Source organism: Lysinibacillus sp. C5.1 (genome assembly GCF_016350185.1).
Lineage (GTDB): Bacteria > Bacillota > Bacilli > Bacillales_A > Planococcaceae > Lysinibacillus > Lysinibacillus sphaericus.
Genome location: NZ_CP066226.1, coordinates 4635188 through 4652384, shown reverse-complemented (window position 1 = coordinate 4652384; position 17197 = coordinate 4635188). Strand labels below are relative to the sequence as shown.

The 17197-nt window shown below is 31.4% G+C and carries 13 protein-coding genes; 8 read left to right on the top strand and 5 right to left on the bottom strand.

What is annotated here, in order from left to right; genetic code table 11:
• Nucleotides 1-16 precede the first annotated feature (16 nt).
• From rlmH to I5435_RS22910, 3 genes are all read left to right on the top strand, one after another.
• Entirely contained in the window at nucleotides 17-496 is a 480-nt protein-coding gene (rlmH, locus tag I5435_RS22920) for a 23S rRNA (pseudouridine(1915)-N(3))-methyltransferase RlmH (protein ID WP_024364328.1), read from the top strand.
• A 118-nt stretch (nucleotides 497-614) separates the two neighbouring features.
• On the top strand, nucleotides 615-1073 hold the full coding sequence (locus I5435_RS22915) for a Panacea domain-containing protein (protein WP_337983041.1): 459 nt from the start codon (nucleotides 615-617) through the stop codon (nucleotides 1071-1073).
• Nucleotides 1074-2960 carry an SUR7/PalI family protein gene (locus I5435_RS22910; RefSeq protein WP_337983040.1) on the top strand — a complete coding sequence of 629 codons (1887 nt, stop codon included), beginning with the start codon at nucleotides 1074-1076 and terminating at the stop codon, nucleotides 2958-2960.
• 113 nt (nucleotides 2961-3073) lie between these two features.
• On the opposite strand, the gene I5435_RS22905 is transcribed toward I5435_RS22910, so the two are convergent.
• The 4 genes from I5435_RS22905 to I5435_RS22890 all read right to left on the bottom strand — a co-directional run bounded on the left by I5435_RS22905 (nucleotide 3074) and on the right by I5435_RS22890 (nucleotide 9408).
• Nucleotides 3074-4315 carry a restriction endonuclease subunit S gene (locus I5435_RS22905; protein WP_337983039.1) on the bottom strand — a complete coding sequence of 414 codons (1242 nt, stop codon included), beginning with the start codon at nucleotides 4313-4315 and terminating at the stop codon, nucleotides 3074-3076.
• 2 nt (nucleotides 4316-4317) lie between these two features.
• Nucleotides 4318-5871: a type I restriction-modification system subunit M gene (locus I5435_RS22900; protein ID WP_337983038.1), complete on the bottom strand. Its 1554-nt coding sequence runs from the start codon at nucleotides 5869-5871 to the stop codon at nucleotides 4318-4320.
• Between the two features lie 22 nt (nucleotides 5872-5893).
• On the bottom strand, nucleotides 5894-6484 hold the full coding sequence (locus I5435_RS22895; protein ID WP_337983037.1) for a restriction endonuclease subunit S domain-containing protein: 591 nt from the start codon (nucleotides 6482-6484) through the stop codon (nucleotides 5894-5896).
• A gap of 152 nt (nucleotides 6485-6636) precedes the next feature.
• A complete protein-coding gene (locus I5435_RS22890; RefSeq protein ID WP_337983036.1) occupies nucleotides 6637-9408 on the bottom strand; it encodes a type I restriction endonuclease subunit R in 2772 nt (923 codons plus the stop codon).
• A gap of 1152 nt (nucleotides 9409-10560) precedes the next feature.
• Between I5435_RS22890 and I5435_RS22885 the strand changes: the two genes are divergently transcribed.
• Both I5435_RS22885 and I5435_RS22880 read left to right on the top strand, forming a co-directional pair.
• On the top strand, nucleotides 10561-11853 hold the full coding sequence (locus I5435_RS22885) for a reverse transcriptase/maturase family protein (RefSeq protein ID WP_337983035.1): 1293 nt from the start codon (nucleotides 10561-10563) through the stop codon (nucleotides 11851-11853).
• 163 nt (nucleotides 11854-12016) lie between these two features.
• Nucleotides 12017-13198: a hypothetical protein gene (locus tag I5435_RS22880; RefSeq protein ID WP_337983034.1), complete on the top strand. Its 1182-nt coding sequence runs from the start codon at nucleotides 12017-12019 to the stop codon at nucleotides 13196-13198.
• 102 nt (nucleotides 13199-13300) lie between these two features.
• Here the strand turns inward: I5435_RS22880 and I5435_RS22875 are convergent, their stop codons facing one another.
• On the bottom strand, nucleotides 13301-13969 hold the full coding sequence (locus I5435_RS22875) for a uridine kinase family protein (RefSeq protein ID WP_337983888.1): 669 nt from the start codon (nucleotides 13967-13969) through the stop codon (nucleotides 13301-13303).
• A gap of 170 nt (nucleotides 13970-14139) precedes the next feature.
• Here I5435_RS22875 and I5435_RS22870 point away from each other — a divergent pair, with 170 nt between their 5' ends.
• The 3 genes from I5435_RS22870 (at nucleotide 14140) to I5435_RS22860 (ending at nucleotide 17051) form a co-directional block, all read left to right on the top strand.
• Nucleotides 14140-14880, top strand: coding sequence for a MerR family transcriptional regulator (locus I5435_RS22870; RefSeq protein ID WP_024364325.1), 741 nt, complete (start codon nucleotides 14140-14142; stop codon nucleotides 14878-14880).
• Nucleotides 14873-16582 (top strand): ABC transporter ATP-binding protein, encoded by a 1710-nt coding sequence (locus tag I5435_RS22865; protein WP_337983033.1) that lies wholly within the window; start codon nucleotides 14873-14875, stop codon nucleotides 16580-16582. Before I5435_RS22870 ends, I5435_RS22865 begins: the two co-directional genes overlap by 8 nt.
• Before the next feature lie 259 nt (nucleotides 16583-16841).
• Nucleotides 16842-17051, top strand: a complete 210-nt coding sequence (locus tag I5435_RS22860; protein ID WP_024364324.1) for a TM2 domain-containing protein — start codon at nucleotides 16842-16844, stop codon at nucleotides 17049-17051.
• The last annotated feature ends 146 nt before the right edge of the window (nucleotides 17052-17197 follow it).

Sequence of the window (17197 nt, the reverse complement as noted above, 5' to 3'; positions counted from 1 at the left end):
TAAAGGTGGATAACGTGTGAATATAACAATTGTATCAGTCGGAAAACTAAAAGAAAAGTACTTAAAAATGGGGATCGACGAATACGTAAAACGCCTTGGTGGCTATGCCAAAATGGAGTTAACGGAAGTGCCTGATGAAAAAGCACCGGAGCAATTAAGCGAGGCAGAAATGGAAATTGTGAAGAAAAAAGAAGGCGAACGGATCCTTGCAAAACTAAGCCCAGATACATACGTGATCGCCCTTGCCATTAACGGCAAAATGAAAACATCTGAAGAAATGGCAGCCGATATCGAGTCCTTGATGACGTATGGAAAAAGTAAAATTGCCTTCGTCATAGGCGGTTCACTCGGCCTACACGACGACGTCCTCAAACGTGCCGACGAAAAACAATCATTTGGCAAGATGACATTACCACATCAGCTAATGAAGCTAGTCTTGATTGAGCAAATTTACCGAAGCTTTCGCATTATTAAGGGAGAGCCTTATCATAAGTAGGTGCTGTTTTTAGAACAAATATTCGAACTAATGTTCTTTTTTGTTTGTTTTTCTCTTTCTAAATTTGGATATATACATTATAATATAAGTAAATAAATCTAATGGAGGAATGAAAACTATGGCAACTGTTCAACAAGTAACGAATTTTTTACTTAACTTAAGAGACAATGACATGGAATCAGGTAAATATTACTCTTTAAGTAATTTAAAAATGCAAAAGTTACTTTATTTTTGTCATGGTATTTTTTCAGCTGCAAATCAAGGTAATGCTTTAATTGTTGATGAGAATTTTGAAGCATGGCGTTATGGTCCTGTAATACCTTCTGCATATTTTAGATTTAATATGTATGGTCAGAATGATATACCAAAAACAGAGACAGGTAATTTTACTGGATTACAATCTAATGAAATTAATGTTATACAAAATGTTTGGAATAATTTAAAACATAGAAGCGCTTTTGAATTAGTGGAAGCGAGTCATGTTCCGGATGGTCCATGGCATGATGTATATTATGGTAATAATGGGAATGTTATTGCCCATGAACAGATATTAAATTATTTTGGGGGACAAAGATAAATGTTCTCAAAATATACAAAGAACGAAATTTTAAATCACCGTATTAAAAAGGCTGTTGGTTATACATCAACAGCCTTAGTTGTATTTTTTATTTACTTATTTATTATCAATGCGTATTTATCTACTGCTACATCAGAAAATGTCAATACATATATAACAATTGTGTCTAGAATATCAATATTTTATTTGGGTTCAATAGTTACTATGAGTGTTTATATTTATACCAAAACTTATAGTATGTCTACCATACAATTTACTTCACCAATAACCTCGTTAACTATGGGAATTGGTGTCATATTTTCATTTCTTTCTATGATTACCTTACCAAGTAAGTTGTATTATCCAACTCCTATATTTCAAAGTTATATTAAGTTAATAACTAGTTTAAATTGGAACTGGCAAATGTTCTTAAGTTTTTTAAATATCATATCTTTTTTAATTGCAACAGCTGTATTTGTAGTTACTTTAATAAGATTTATATACTCATTTAACATAGACGCTATATTAAATGATAATTATATTGCAGTTGCAAAAATCTGTGGAAGTAAAGAAACTCAGATTAAAAATAAAAGTGAAGTTGTTAAATATACTATTGAGCCATTATCTGAAACGGAAATGTTACGTTTAGAGAAAAAACTTAATATTTATAACCAAAATTTACTATACCTTTTAACTTTAAAGAATGAAGTTTTAACAGAAAAATATCTTTATAAATGGAGAGATATTATTAGTAATACTCAAGAAAGATTATTTCATTCTCCTGTTAAATCTAATATAAATAAAAAATTATATGATAAGACATTAGAGCTTTCAAATAAATTAATAATTGAAACTGCTGATAATATTACATTAAAGCAATATCATGAGATTTTATTAAAAACCATTTTTAATAGTATTCCTCTTTTTGAGGAACAGTACATAAAAAAAGAAAAATTAAAAGAAATTCAAAAAAATTATGTTCAAAACTATGATTTTTTATTAAAAACTTGCTATATAGAGTTAAATAAAATAATTGAATATCTATATAGGAATCAAAAAAATAGTGATATTCTTCAAAAAATGTCTAATAATGAAGTTGGCTTTCTTGATTCTACAGTTAATCAGTCAAAATTTATTAGTGAAAAAGCAAATCTAGAAATTAAAGATAAAAATAACTATATGGAAGATTTATTAATTGGAATGCTATTTAACATAGTTAATAAAAATAATAATGTAGACTTGCCTGTAGTTTTATCATTACTTTTTAAAGCTCAAAAGGAATCAAAAAAAAATAATGGTTCGACTGATAATGTAAATGCTGTTTTATCATTTGTAACTGCAGGAGTCTTTGAGGATCTAGGGAATGCCCTTGAAGGAATAAAAGAAAAACAAGATACAAAGCAAGAATCTAAGTTTTTAAGAAATATTGAAGATGCAGGAATTATTAATGAAGAAATATTAGAAATAGTTTTAAGTGATAAAACTATTAAATATATAATCATTGTAATAATAAAAGCTAATGAAATAGAAAATTATAAAGCTGTTGGTTATTTAATTAAGAGATTATGTAATCATTTAAGCTTTGATGAGATTTTAAAAAACTTACATGAACTAGAAAAAAGTATATACGATAATGGATATCGAGAATTGCTTCTTTCTAAAATAAGCTTAAATGAATATTCATTAAAGTATTGTTTTAATAAAACTAAAATATTATTATTCTTACAATCTTGTGTTAACAAATCTGAAATGATTAAAGAGTATAAAAACACTATTGAAATTGAGTATAAAAAAGAAATCATTGAAACTCTAAAGGACAAGCATAAAGAATATAATATGTCATGCATTAAAGAGAAGTCGTTAAATGGTTTAGAAGATATAAAAAGGAATAAAATAGGTTTTAAATAATTTTAAAAAACGCACTTAGCTATATCACAGAGAACCGTACCATAAATAAGTGCGGTTTTTTTGAAAAATAGAGACAGCACCCTCCAAGAATGGAATGGAGGGTGCTGTTTTTATTAGATAAACATTTGCTGCATGAAGGCTTTTTTTTGCTGTTGTAAGTTAAACAGAGTCTGTTCGTTAAGTTTAATTTTTTTATTTATCTGGTCAAAGAAGTTAGCAATTTTTTTTTGCTCATCTAAGCAAGGTAAATAGTGTTGTGTCTCAAAAAATTCATTAACACTTACATTTAATAAACCATGATTTCGTGCTCCCTCTACACAAATTAGAGATACTTCTTTATGCCATTGGGTAGAGTCAAAATAATGGACTAAGAAATTACTGTTTACATTATCCTTTGGTGTAAAACAAATATAGAGCGTAGATAAAGCACCATTTTCATAATTGTCTAGTCTTTTAATAGCCCCAAGTGGATAGCCATTGGAATAACTTTTATTGTATGCAAATTCACCCTTACTAAGTAAGTAGTAACCTGTTAAATTTTCAGAAGCAACGGTTTTATTGAAAAATTCAACTTGATCTATAAGTCCATGTTGTGCCGAAATAGTTAATGGTCTAGTAGTTACTAAATTAGAATTTTTTCTTGTAACACGTTCCGAAAAGTTACCAAGTTTTTGTTGAGACCATTCTGGATACTCTAGGCCATCTGTATCCTTAAAGCGCAATTCCTGACTAAAAATCTTTCGCATATAGCCTTTTTTTTGTTCTTTCAGCAAGTCAATTTTTTCTTGTTGAAGTTGGATTCTATGATTTATAGATTTGAATAACCCACTAATTTTAATTTGTTCTTTAACAGAAGGTAATGTAATTTTGTGTTTTTTAAAATCTACGGTTGTAAAACTTGCTTGGTTAACAGCAGGCTTAGTAATTAATTTTATATAATCTTTATATTTTTTAGAATCTGTATAACAATAGAAAAAATAATTATCAGCAAGCTTGTTTGTATTCATTTTTAAAATGTTCGTAGTATAAATCATTTCTCTGGAGGGCTCTTCTGCAACAATTGCAGAAGTTCCCATTTTGGCTTCACTATTAATGAAATTAATCAAGATATCATTTTTATGCACAAGATAATTAGAAGTATTTGCGCCCTGAGGATCGTCAAGGTACCAATATTTTAAATCATTAAAATTAAGGCTCCCATTTTCAATATTATTGGCTCTTATTACAGGAATACCTATATCTTGATGTTGTAATAATCTAGATAAACCACTTTTTAATGATTCTGTAATATCACCTATTGAATATGTTTTCCATTCATCATTAAATTCTTTAAATCTCAACTTAGGTATATTCATTTTTATACCCCTAACTCTTTAAAGAATTTCTCTAATTCAACATCTACTGACGCAATTTCTTCATCAATCTCTTTCAATCGTTGTTCGACTGCTTGCAGGTCAATCGGTTCTTCTTCTTCAAATGTATCTACGTAGCGAGGGATGTTTAAGTTGTAGTCGTTCTCTTTGATTTCCTCTAATGTTGCTGCGTATGAATACTTATCGATTGTTTCACGGCTTAAGAAAGTCGCAATAATCTTTTCAACGTGTTCATCAGATAAAAGGTTTTGATTTTTACCTTTTTCAAATTCATTCGATGCATCAATGAATAACACCTTATCATCATCTTTACGACATTTTTTGAATACAAGGATACATGTTGGAATACTTGTACCGTAGAAAATATTTGCTGGTAATCCGATTACTGCATCTAAGTAATTTTTTTCTTCGATTAGATACTTACGGGTTGTTGCTTCTGCTGCACCACGGAATAGAACACCATGTGGTAGTACGACAGCCATTGTCCCGTTATTATCTAATTGATGAATAAAGTGTTGAATAAAGGCGAAGTCTGCCTTTGATTTTGGTGCTAGTTTTGCATAGGCACTAAAGCGCTCATCATCCATGAACTTATCATCTGCGCTCCATTTAGCAGAGTACGGAGGATTGGCAACAATTGCTTCAAAACGTTGGTCGATATGCTGTGGCTCTTCTAATGTATCAGCATTACGAATATCAAAACGTTGGTAAGGGACATCATGTAGCAACATGTTCATGCGAGCTAAGTTGTATGTTGTTGATACTTTTTCTTGCCCATAATATTTGTGTACTTTCGTTTCTTTCCCTACACGTAATAGTAATGAACCTGAACCACAAGCACCATCATATACATCACGAATTTCTGACTTTCCAGCAGTGACGATTTTGGCTAAAATTTTTGAAACTTGTTGAGGCGTATAGAATTCTCCAGCTTTCTTCCCAGCGTTTGCTGCGAATTGAGAAATCATGTATTCATATGCATCGCCTAAAATATCAATTTCGACATCGTCTTGTAAAAATGGAATGTCAGCAATGTTGACAATAACTTTACTAATTAAGCTCGTACGATCCTTTACTGTACGTCCTAAACGTGATGAAGTTAAGTCCATATCATCAAACAGGTTTTGGAAATCGTCTTGGCTATCTGTTCCTAACGTAGAAGATTCAATGGCTTTGACACCATTTTGAAGCATTTCTACGTCAAAGTTACCGTTTGTCCCTTTTTTGATTTCTTCAAGGAAGTGAGAGAATAGAAATTGTGGCTCTACGATATAACCCAATTCATCGATTAAATATTCTGCTAAGTCTTCACGATATTCTTCGTTTTCCCATGCATCTGCAAATGAAATATTATCTTCTTTTAGTAACACGTTAGCGCGTACTTCTACTTTTTCTGAAAGATAACGATAGAAAATTAATCCTAGAATATAATCTTTAAATTCGTTGGCATCCATTTGACCTCGTAAGTCATTTGCCATTGCCCATAATTTTTTATGCAGTTCAGCTTGTTGCTGACGTTGTTTTTCACTTGTCGTCATTATTAATTCCTCCTAGAGTTGATTAGTTAATTTCCATACTTTGAATTAGCATTTGTTGTATATATAGTTGCTGTAATTCATTTTTCTCGGTCATTAATGATTCTTTTTTCTTTTTCAACTGAGCAATTTTTCCAATTATAATTTGCTGTTGGATAGGCGGTAATTCAATTTCTAAATCCTTCAAATGTGACAGTTTCAATAATGAACTAACTGTCCCTTCACTTAAAAAGGCTAATTGTTTTTGAATGGCAGGGTGTTCATTAAAGTACCACTCAAAAAAGGCTTTGTCTACAACACTGGATAATTGAATCTTAATAAAGTTATTAGTTAACAATAAACCACTATATTTCTCAGGTAACAACGCAATTTTTTGCGTATGAGTGTGTAAAACAAGACTATCTGTATCAGTTAACAGTTGTGGGACTAATTTTTCTTTCGGTACAGTAATTTTTACATCTTTTTCATTTGAAATTCGATAAGCTAAACCAAGTGTTTCGTTAAACTCTTTTAATGAAAGAGGCTTAAGTTTTGTTGTTTTAATATCAGTTGATAAAGTTTCTAAACGGTTTACAAATGCACCTTGTGTAAATTCGGCGATTTCATAAATTTTCATCGTACACCTCCTTGATATTTTTAAATATATCACCACTGATAGTTATATCTTAAATGATATTTTAAAAAATATCAACATTTAATTTGATTTTTTATGATATTTTTTAAAATAACAAAAAAGAGCGCGTGATTGCGCTCTTTAATCCTGTTGTATTAGGAACCATACTTTTCAGTAAAGTCACGTATAAATGATGTAATAGCTTTAATTGTTTTGTTTTTCTTCAAGAATGACCCCGATAAAGAATCCATAATCGCATTTTTTTCAATTATATTGGAATACTCATACGTTGATACTTGTTCACGTAACACACTATCTTCAATGTCTACTTCTTTTGCAAACGTTGAGAGTTCCTGTTCACTCACTTCTTCCTCGTAACGATTGTAAGCATCCATAACTGATTCATTAGGTGCTAATGTTGGAGCTACCTTATCTAAGAAACCTTTAATTAGTTCAATTTTCAAACGTAACTTCGGATCAGAGGCGTGATCTAATTCTTGTTTGATGAAACGAATCTCTTTGTCACGTTCTTTTTCATCTTCTGTGTTCAGGTTTGCAATCAAATTCAAAATGTAGCTGACATTTATTTTATCTGTATGCATCAGCTCTAACTCAAAATCTATGTCATGTAAAATTGATTCTTTTGGTACTTCGCTACGTTTAAAATCTTCATATACCTTAAAGTATTTACTCTTAAAGTCTTCATACGTTTGCTGTGAAATCGTTAGTTCTGTTTCATCAAATTCAAAATCAGAAAATGACTGTAGACGCTGAAGTAATTTAGTCACATTTTTAAATGCAACAATAAATTGGCGCTTTTCTTCTTCGCGCTCGAGTTCATCTACTTCCTCTGGAATGACTGCAATCTCACGTAAATTCTTCACAGCTTCTTTAAATGCTTTTAAGTATTCAGCGTAGCTGCCCATTAAAACGGTATCAACATTATCTGTTCTAGAGAATAGTTTAATTGCATCATCGGTCTTCTCTTTTAAATTTCGATAACAAACGATATTACCATAGGGCTTAGTCGATTTCTCTACACGATTTGTACGGCTATATGCTTGAAGTAGGTCATGGTACACCATATTTTTATCTACATACAACGTATTAAGTGGCTTACTATCAAATCCAGTTAGGAACATTTTTACGACAAGTAGGATATCTACTTGTGCATTTTTTACTTTTTTCGATACATCAGAAAAATAGCGATCCCATGTTTCAGTTGAAAAGTCTGTATCATACATTTTGTTATAATCTGCAATCATACGGTCTAATGCTTCACGAGAATGTTCACCTGTTCCGTCACTTTCCTCATTTTGTCCATATGAATAAATACCAGCAATTTTTAAGTCGTGATTTTTTAATTTAAAAATATCGTAATACTTAATTAATGTTGGAATGGAATCTACTGCGAACATGGCACAATAACCTTTACTCTTAGCACGTCGTTGATGATTATCAATAATATGATCAGCTACTAGATTTAAACGTCGTTCATCATGCCATACTTCATCTGTATCAATTGCCTGCACTTTTGTGTTATCGGCTTCATCAATATGGGCGTTAAATGTACGAATGTACTCTACTGAAAAGCCTAAAACGTTCCCGTCACGAATTGCATCTTTAATGAGGTAATGATGTAGGCACTTCTCGAATAAATCGGCTGTTGTACGTCCATCTTGGCTCTTGTTCTCGATAAAGCGTGGCGTACCTGTAAATCCGAAGTACTGTGCATTTTGGAAATGTCGATCGATTTCTTTTCGCATATCACCAAATTGACTACGGTGGCATTCGTCAATGATAAATACAACACGTTCTTGTTTGTATGGCTCCATGATTTTTGTATATTTAGGATTTTTCACTGCATTATTCATCTTATCGATTGTTGTAACTATAAAACTGCGCATAGGGTCTAGAATTTGGCTAATTAGTACATCTGTTTTTTCTGTACGGTCGACTGAACCTTTTTCAAATTTATTAAATTCCTGGATCGTTTGACTGTCTAAATCACGACGATCAACAAGGAAGAACACCTTTTTAATGCTTTCCTCATCCGCTAAGATTTGCCCAGCTTTAAAAGATGTTAAGGTTTTACCAGAACCAGTTGTATGCCAAATAAATCCATTGTTGTTGGTTTCCGTTGCACGTTGAACAAGTGCTTCAACTGCATAGACTTGATAGGGACGCATAACCATTAAGGCTTTGTCTGTATCATTAATAACCATATAACGACTAATCATTTTTGCTAGATGGCATGGCTTTAGAAAAGCACTAGAGAAATTTTGTAAGTTCGTAATGAGTTCGTTGTTTTCATCCGTCCAGAAGAACGTAAAACCATATTGAATGTCATAGTCAGAGTTTGAGAAGTACTTCGTATCGACACCATTACTTACAACAAAAATTTGTAAGAATCTGTACAATCCATTAAACGTATGACGACGATAACGTTGAATCTGATTGAATGCTTCTTTAAAGTCTAGCCCTCGTCGTTTCAATTCAATTTGTACGAGAGGCAAACCATTGATAAGAATGGTCACATCATAACGATTTGTATATGTACCTTTTACAGTTGTTTGTGTTGTAACTTGGAATAAGTTTTTGCACCAGTCTTTCGTATTCATAAGTTCTACATATAACTGTGAACCATCTTCACGTTCGATTAATAACTTATCACGCAAAATTTTAGCTGAATCATAGATGCTTTTGCCTTCAATGAGTGTTAAAATCCGTTTAAATTCGATATCAGTTAACGGTTGACCACCTAGCTTATGCTTATTAAATTCATTAATCTGCTGCTTAAAGTTTGTAAGGAGTGCATCATAATCTGCAATCTTTACAGGTTGATAGCCTTGATTAACAAGTTGTGTATATAAATTTTTTTCAAGTTGTGCTTCAGATTGATAGCCCATCGTCAAAACCTCCTGCAATACATATCTCCTTTATTATACTGGAATTCTTCCCAAATAGTTTCATTAGTCTAATTAGCTCACAAATATTTCTAAATAATAATCTGTTTGAATCTGTATATGAATATATTATTTCCTTGTATAAATTTTAGCAGGTATTACTATGCAGGAATTTGAAAGGAGTGCAAGAATTAATGAAAATGCTAAAAGGCGTTTTAAAACAGAAGTCACATATGATTACCAAATGAGGAATAAGTACGTTTGTTAAAAAGGAATGGGACAAAAGCGAAAGAAAGGCACTTATTTTGATGGACCAACAAAGAAGCATTAAAACGATTGCAAATAATCATGGCTATTTTGCTTGATAAGAAAGCAAATATTCTTCTAATAGAAAGTTCTAGAGGGAGAAGAGGCTTCTGTTCGTTAGTTGACCCTATGATTTGATTTGTGAAATGCGAATCATGCGGATGAAAAGGTTGAATTACTATACGCTAATTATGAGGAGACAGGAGATATAATTAGGAGGTATTGTAAAAAAGATGAAGTAGTAAAGCATTTTGAACAGGAGAGTTCAATATCAAAAAGATTGGATTGAGATGAGAGGGCATATGTTAAAAATGTATATGGTTTATTCACTATGATCCAACAGAGGTGGGATGAGAGATTAATAACGAGAATAAATAAGTGTAACATAATCACAAAAGCTTATTCCCCTGGAGCTCCTAGTCTTTAAGAGGGTGTTTAATGTTAACAACTATCACTCTATCTAAAATTATTGATATAAGGGTATATAATAGACAAAACATAGATAAACAGATATTTTTGACTATTCAAATAGTAAAATGGTAAAATTATCATAGTTAACGCCCTATAAAAGTAGTTATGGGGGAAAATGGTGAATTTCTGTCAAGCTTTATCTCAATTGTTATCGCAAGGCTGACCCAGCTAATAATAACAATAGATACTGCTTCTGAATAACTTGGCACTTGGATACCTCCAATCGTCATAGTCAACCAATTCAATATACTAGTTATAGTATACGCAATCAGTGCATTTAAGTAGCCTCTTTATAGGTTAGCAATAGTCTATAATTTGAAAGGAGAGTATGCTTACAAGGAATTCTTTAATAGAGTAATAGGCTACGATTATATACCCTTGTAAGCTCTGCCAAAAATGAATAAAAAAAAGTATCGTGTAAAGGGGTATAAGCACCTCGATAGTAAAAAATCAATTGAAAAAGTTAAGGATAAAATTCAGAATCCTCAATGGGTTGCTAAACATGGATTCTACCCGTTTATGCATTTTGAAATTAAATTTCAAAAATATAGTAGAAAAGAAAAACGACCAAAAGAAAAAATCCGTAAAATATTTTATGCATCTCACATTGATAGCTTCATATATAAATACTATGGAGATAAGTTAAATAATTACTATAATTCTATTGTCGATGAAATGAGTATTAATGAAGTTTCAACTGCATATAGAAATAATTTATCTGGAAAAAGTAATATTGATTTTGCTAAAGAAGTTATTGACTTTATAAAAGTTCAAAAAAATGCATATATTTTTGTTGCGGATTTCACTAATTTCTTTGACACTTTAGACCACAGGTATCTTAAAGAAAAAATCCGTTATGTTCTGAAAAAGGCTACATTACCTGACGATTATTATAACGTCTTTAAGAATATAACAAAATTTAGTTATTTTATTAAAGATACAATAGAAGCAGAATTGAAGACCAAATATACAGAAAGTGAAATTAAGGATAGCTATAAATATTTCACAGAAGAGGAGTTTAGAGCCTTTAAGCATAAAAATATATATAAGAACTCTAAAAGCTATGGAATTCCTCAAGGAGCAGGTATTAGTTCAGTTTGCTCTAATATTTATCTGTTAGATTTTGATGAAAAAATTCAAAAATATACGAATGAACAAAATGGATTATACAGAAGATATTGTGATGATCTAATTATAGTTATTCCTGTTGAAGGAGATATCAAAGAATTTAACTATAAAAATCATCAAAAGTTTGTGGAAGATGTAAGAAGGCAGATTCCCAATTTAGAAATCCAACCTGAAAAGACAGGTAATTATTTTTATTCTAACAATCAAATTACTGATTTAGAATTTAAAAAGACAGAATTAGACTATTTGGGATTCAGTTTTAACGGTGAAGAAGTTCGAATTAGAGAAAAAAGCCTTTTTAAATATTACACGAGAACATACCGTAAAATAAGGATAGTTAATCGCAAATCAAAAGAATTCGGTCGTAAGTCGTACAGGAGAGAGTTGTATAAGAACTACTCACACTTAGGTAAAAATAAAAAAGGGCATGGGAATTTTCTTAGTTATGTAGAAAGAGCACAGAGAATATTTGATGAGGATTCAAAAACTGTAAATCTCATGGAAAAGCAAGTGAAGAATCACTGGAAAAACATTCAATCACGGTTAGAAAAGCCAGAGTAATAAAGACAAGCTTGTGTATCTTAAGTAGATATTCAGCTTGTCTTTTTAATAGAATAAAACCCCGCTTTATCCCATCACGCTGTACCTTAGTATAAGATAATTTATAAAAAATGGCGGTTTAAATCCTTATATTTACAAAATAGTATATAATAGAGGGGTATTTATGGAAAAAAGAAAAGTAGTAACTGATATAAATAACAAAATATACTTAGATATGATTGAAGGGGGTTACTCACCAGCAGAGATTAAACAAATGGTAATAGAAGAGTTTAGCGAGTTCTTTACAAATAAGGATGTGTTACAAAGAAATGCTATCGAAATATTATTGCCAGAGTTAGTAAATAAGACTAAATTAAAACAATATTCAAGGTATTACCAAGAATTCATAATGTGTATAGATATGTTTAAAAGCAGTATGAATACTGACAGTGAAGAATGCTTTAAAGCATTTGCCAAATGGTCTTTAGATATTAATAAAGCAATAAATAAATATTGGACTATATACAATTTAGATAGATTAATCGAAACATTAACTTTGGAGGAATATGTAGAAGTTACATTCAAAAATATTGGTAAACTAATAGAAGGCGTGATAAAACCTTATTCATTTAATATATTAAATAATATATATATAATTAAAAACGAGAAGGAAAAAGTTTCTAATTTTAAAAATAAAGATTTAGGAATGTGCTTTGAAGAAATAATACAGACTAATATGTTAGGTGAACTTTTTAAAATACAATTAAATACTACAATTGGAATAAAACAAATAAAGTTAAATCAACTAAGAAATATAGTTGCACATGAAAATTATGAATTTAATGGAGAAATTATTAATTGTTTTATAAAAAGAAAGAATGAAGTAATAGATTCATTTAGTCTAACTATAGAACAACTCAAAGATACTTTTAGCGATGTATATTATACACTGGGGGCAATAGAGTTAGCGCATACTATATTTTTTGTTGATAATATTGAAGAGATAATTAAGTATAACCCAGATAAAATAACTTTAAGAGTAGAGCAGTTAATTACTAATACTTTTTTAGGAATACAATCTCAAGGATTTGAGATTGTTGATTTTGTAGAAGATAGTATAGAAAGCAAATTAATTCTGCATGATATTTCGAGTAATAATGAAGAACAAAGAATGATTCATTCATCACAATTTTTATTTAAACTATGGCAAATTACTAGAGCTAAAAATAACGTTATAGAATATCTTGATAATACAGGGAAATTGAAAGCCATATTTCAGTTAGATTCTGATGTATGTGAGCGTATTAATAGTGGAGAGTTGGAGCCACTAGCACAAGCAAAAATGATGAAAATAAATATCATGTAAAACCGCACTTAGTCACATCACGGTGAGCCTTATCATAAGTAAGTGCAGTTTTAGAAAAATACCAGTTAAAACGTTTGTTTTCAACGTTTTAGCTGGCTTTATTTAAATAGTAGGTTCAATGACTTTAACATCAAATGTATTTTTCTCAATAATCGTTGGCTCGGTTTGAGTACTTTTGATAATGACATCGAAATTTTGACTGTATGGATGCATAAAGATTTCGTATTGCACACGGCGATTATTGTGAGATTGCTTTAAATATTCGATAGCCATACCTCTTTCCTCTATATCTCTTACAAATCTTCTTTCGAATTCGGTATCACCATCAGTATAAAAATATATGAGAAGGTCAAATAATTTTGGATTAGTAAATGCAACGCACATACCTTCTACAATTGTTAACTGGTTTTGTGAAGATAAAATTTCGCTAGGTGAATAATGTGTATCTATCGTTAACAAATCCATATTGTTTTTAATCATACAAATATCTCTTTCTAAAGAGGAGATATTATGTGCAGCAGGATGGCAGGCAGTCATTTTAGAACGATATGAAATTTCTTTATATGTATAATCAATGTCAGCATATTTTCGAATTGCTGAATCTACTATATAGGGGTCTGTATTAAGAAAGTTAACATCTGTCTTTAATTCCTCCATTAATAGGTGAGCGAAGGTAGTTTTTCCAGCAGCTCCATGACCGGAAATACCAAGAATGAGTTTCTCATCAGAATTAAGAACCCATGCTTTAATTTGTTGAATTAAATTGTTCATCATCTATCCCCTCTTCAATTTTATTTCTCGGTCAACATTGCTAATAATTATAATATAGAATTTTCATTCACTAAAGAACACGAAATGGGTGTTCTTTTTTATTTATTGAGGAAAGTAGTTGCAACTGACGTAACGATAGATTTTATACTGGAGGAAAGGGAGCTGAAAATATGTATTCAATTGGGCAATTTGCAAAGAAGACAGGGCTAACGGTTCGGGCTTTACGATTTTATAGTGAAAAGGGATTGATAGAACCATGCTATATTTCAGAATCGGGGCATCGTTATTATAATGATGGTAACATAGAGACCCTTCAAAAAATCGTCACATTAAAATATTTAGATTATTCTTTGGAGGAGATAGATGATATTTTACAGAACGGGGAACAGCAGTTAATCGAATCATTAATGTTTCAAAAACGCCAATTAGAGAAGAAGCGAAATCAAATCGATCGGGTAATTACGAGCTTGGATCAGGCGATTAACATAGGAAAACAAAAAGAAGCCATTGATACATCCATTTTTTTAACGATGATATTTAACTTACTCAAAGAGGATGAGCAACGAGACTATTGGCGAGGTAAGTTACCTGATGAGTTAATCGAGCGACTATACGACTTTTCCGGTATAAACATGATTGAATTTAATCGAAAATACATGGCTTTAGCTAATCAATTGAAGCAGGCATATATCCAACCGATTCAAGATGATTCTTTAAAAGCACTAATGGAGCAGCTATTATCATTAATTCCACAAGATATGGTAGAAGATTTAGTCGAAGTATTAAAGGAATATGAAGATATTGAGCTTAATGATTGGTTATTCCCTACACCTTTTACAAAGGAAGAGGAAGAATGGTTTATTTCGCAGGCTGAACGACTAGGAGTGTATAGGGGGGAAGCTGATGAATAATTCAGTACGAGGCATTTGGCAGCTTGTGAATAGCAATCGATTATCAAAGAAACTGACGATAGGCACTCTTTTACTGAGTATTGTTGAAACACTTATTGGATTGACTGTTCCATTATTTACGATGAGAATGATTAATGATTTTTCAACGATTGGTTTCTCATGGCAGTCCATTTTATTAGTAGGTGTATTTCTTATTTTCCAGGCTGTACTTAGTGGTGTAACGTTTTATATGATGCGTAAGCTTGGGGAAAGAATTGTGGCTAATTTGCGTATGAAGGTATGGGCGCATGTTTTACGGTTACGTATTCCTTACTTTGATGCACATGAATCTGGGGAAACCATGAGCAGAATTACGCAAGATACGAATGTTATTAAGGAACTTATTACAGATCATTTAATTAGTTTTATTTCGGGCTTATTTGCCATCGTGGGTGCGGTAATCATATTAATCATCATTGATTGGAAAATGACATTATTGATGCTAATATCAGTGCCGGTAGCCATTTTATTGACCTTGCCTCTGGGACAACGTATTCATAAAATCGCGAGGGCAAATCAAGATGAGCTTGCTAGTTTTACAGGACAGTTGGGGCGTGTATTAACGAATATACGACTCGTGAAAACGTCACAAACAGAAAATTATGAGCAGCTAAATGGAGAAGAAAAAATCCAACATTTGTATCAATTTGGATTAAAAGAATCAAAAATTTTAGCCGTGTTATCACCCATTATGACGTTTATTATGATGGTGGTACTCATTTTATTATTCGGCTATGGCGGCGCAAAAGTAGCAACAGGTGCGATTACTGCAGGTGAACTTGTAGCAATCATTATTTACCTTGTTCAAATCATTATTCCATTTACACAAATGGCAACATTTTTCACTTCGCTTCAAAAGGCAATGGGTGCAACAGAACGATTACAAGAAATTTTAAATGAACCAATTGAAGGACATGGAAAAAATGCTATTGCGTCTTCCAATGAGTCAATTACATTTGAAAATGTTGTGTTTCAATACAATGATAATCCTATTTTAAAAGGTATTTCTTTTACGATTCCAGCTGGTAAAACAACCGCATTGGTTAGTGCCAGTGGCGGAGGGAAAACGACAATGTTTTCATTAATAGAACAATTTTATCATGTTACAGAGGGTACTATTCGATTTGGAGAACAGCCAATTGAACAAATCCATTTAAAGGAGTGGCGTAACTTATTTGGATATGTTTCGCAAGAAGCTCCACTTATGAATGGCACAATTCGTGATAATGTAACATATGGAAAAAGTGATGTTTTAGAAACAGATATTATAGCGGCATTAAAAAATGCCTACGCATGGGATTTTGTTCAACAGTTTGAAAGAGGATTAGATACAGAAGTAGGCGAAGGGGGAATGAAATTATCAGGGGGACAAAGACAACGGATAGCAATCGCACGTGCTTTATTCCGAAATCCAGCAATCCTATTATTAGATGAAGCAACATCTAACCTTGATAATGACTCAGAGCGAGCGGTACAAAAGGCAATAGAGTATGTTATGAAGGGACGTACAACCGTTATTATTGCACACCGTTTATCTACAATTGTACATGCCGATCAAATTTTAGTGTTTGAGGATGGCCTTATTACGGGTTCAGGAAAACATGAGGAACTTCAAGAACATCATACGTATTATAAACAGCTAATTAAACTAATGACACAGTAAAAGATTGCTCTTCGTTAGACATATTCAAAGAAAAATGAATATGTCTTTTTTTATGTTATAAGGCGTTAATAGGTATATTAAGTAAAAAATACCTGTATGACTGGAACTTATATAGCATATTCTAGTTACTGAATAACTAGAATATGATTATAAAAATGCGGAAAAAGGTATAAGAAAAAATTGTTAAAAAAACCTTAATATGTAATATAATTATTTGGTGGGAACTTATAGTATTTATAAAATTATCGGAGGTATTTTCATGTCAGACAAAAGTTTTGTAGCAACAATATTACTTTGCTTCTTTTTAGGTAGTTTAGGTGTTCACCGTTTTTATGTAGGCAAAATAGGTACAGGGATACTAATGTTTATTACATTAGGCGGTTTAGGTATTTGGACACTAGTAGATTTAATTATAATTATCGTTGGTAAATTTACTGATAAAGACGGCAACCTTGTTAAATCAAATTAAACATAAGAAGTACAATAGTGAATAAAAAACAATGAGTTTGTACATACATTTTACGCTTGTTGCTTTTATTTATAGCAATACATTAAAAGAAGGGAGACTTTTCAATGTCTACCCTTCTTAATTGTTTCATACAGTTAGTGTTCTAT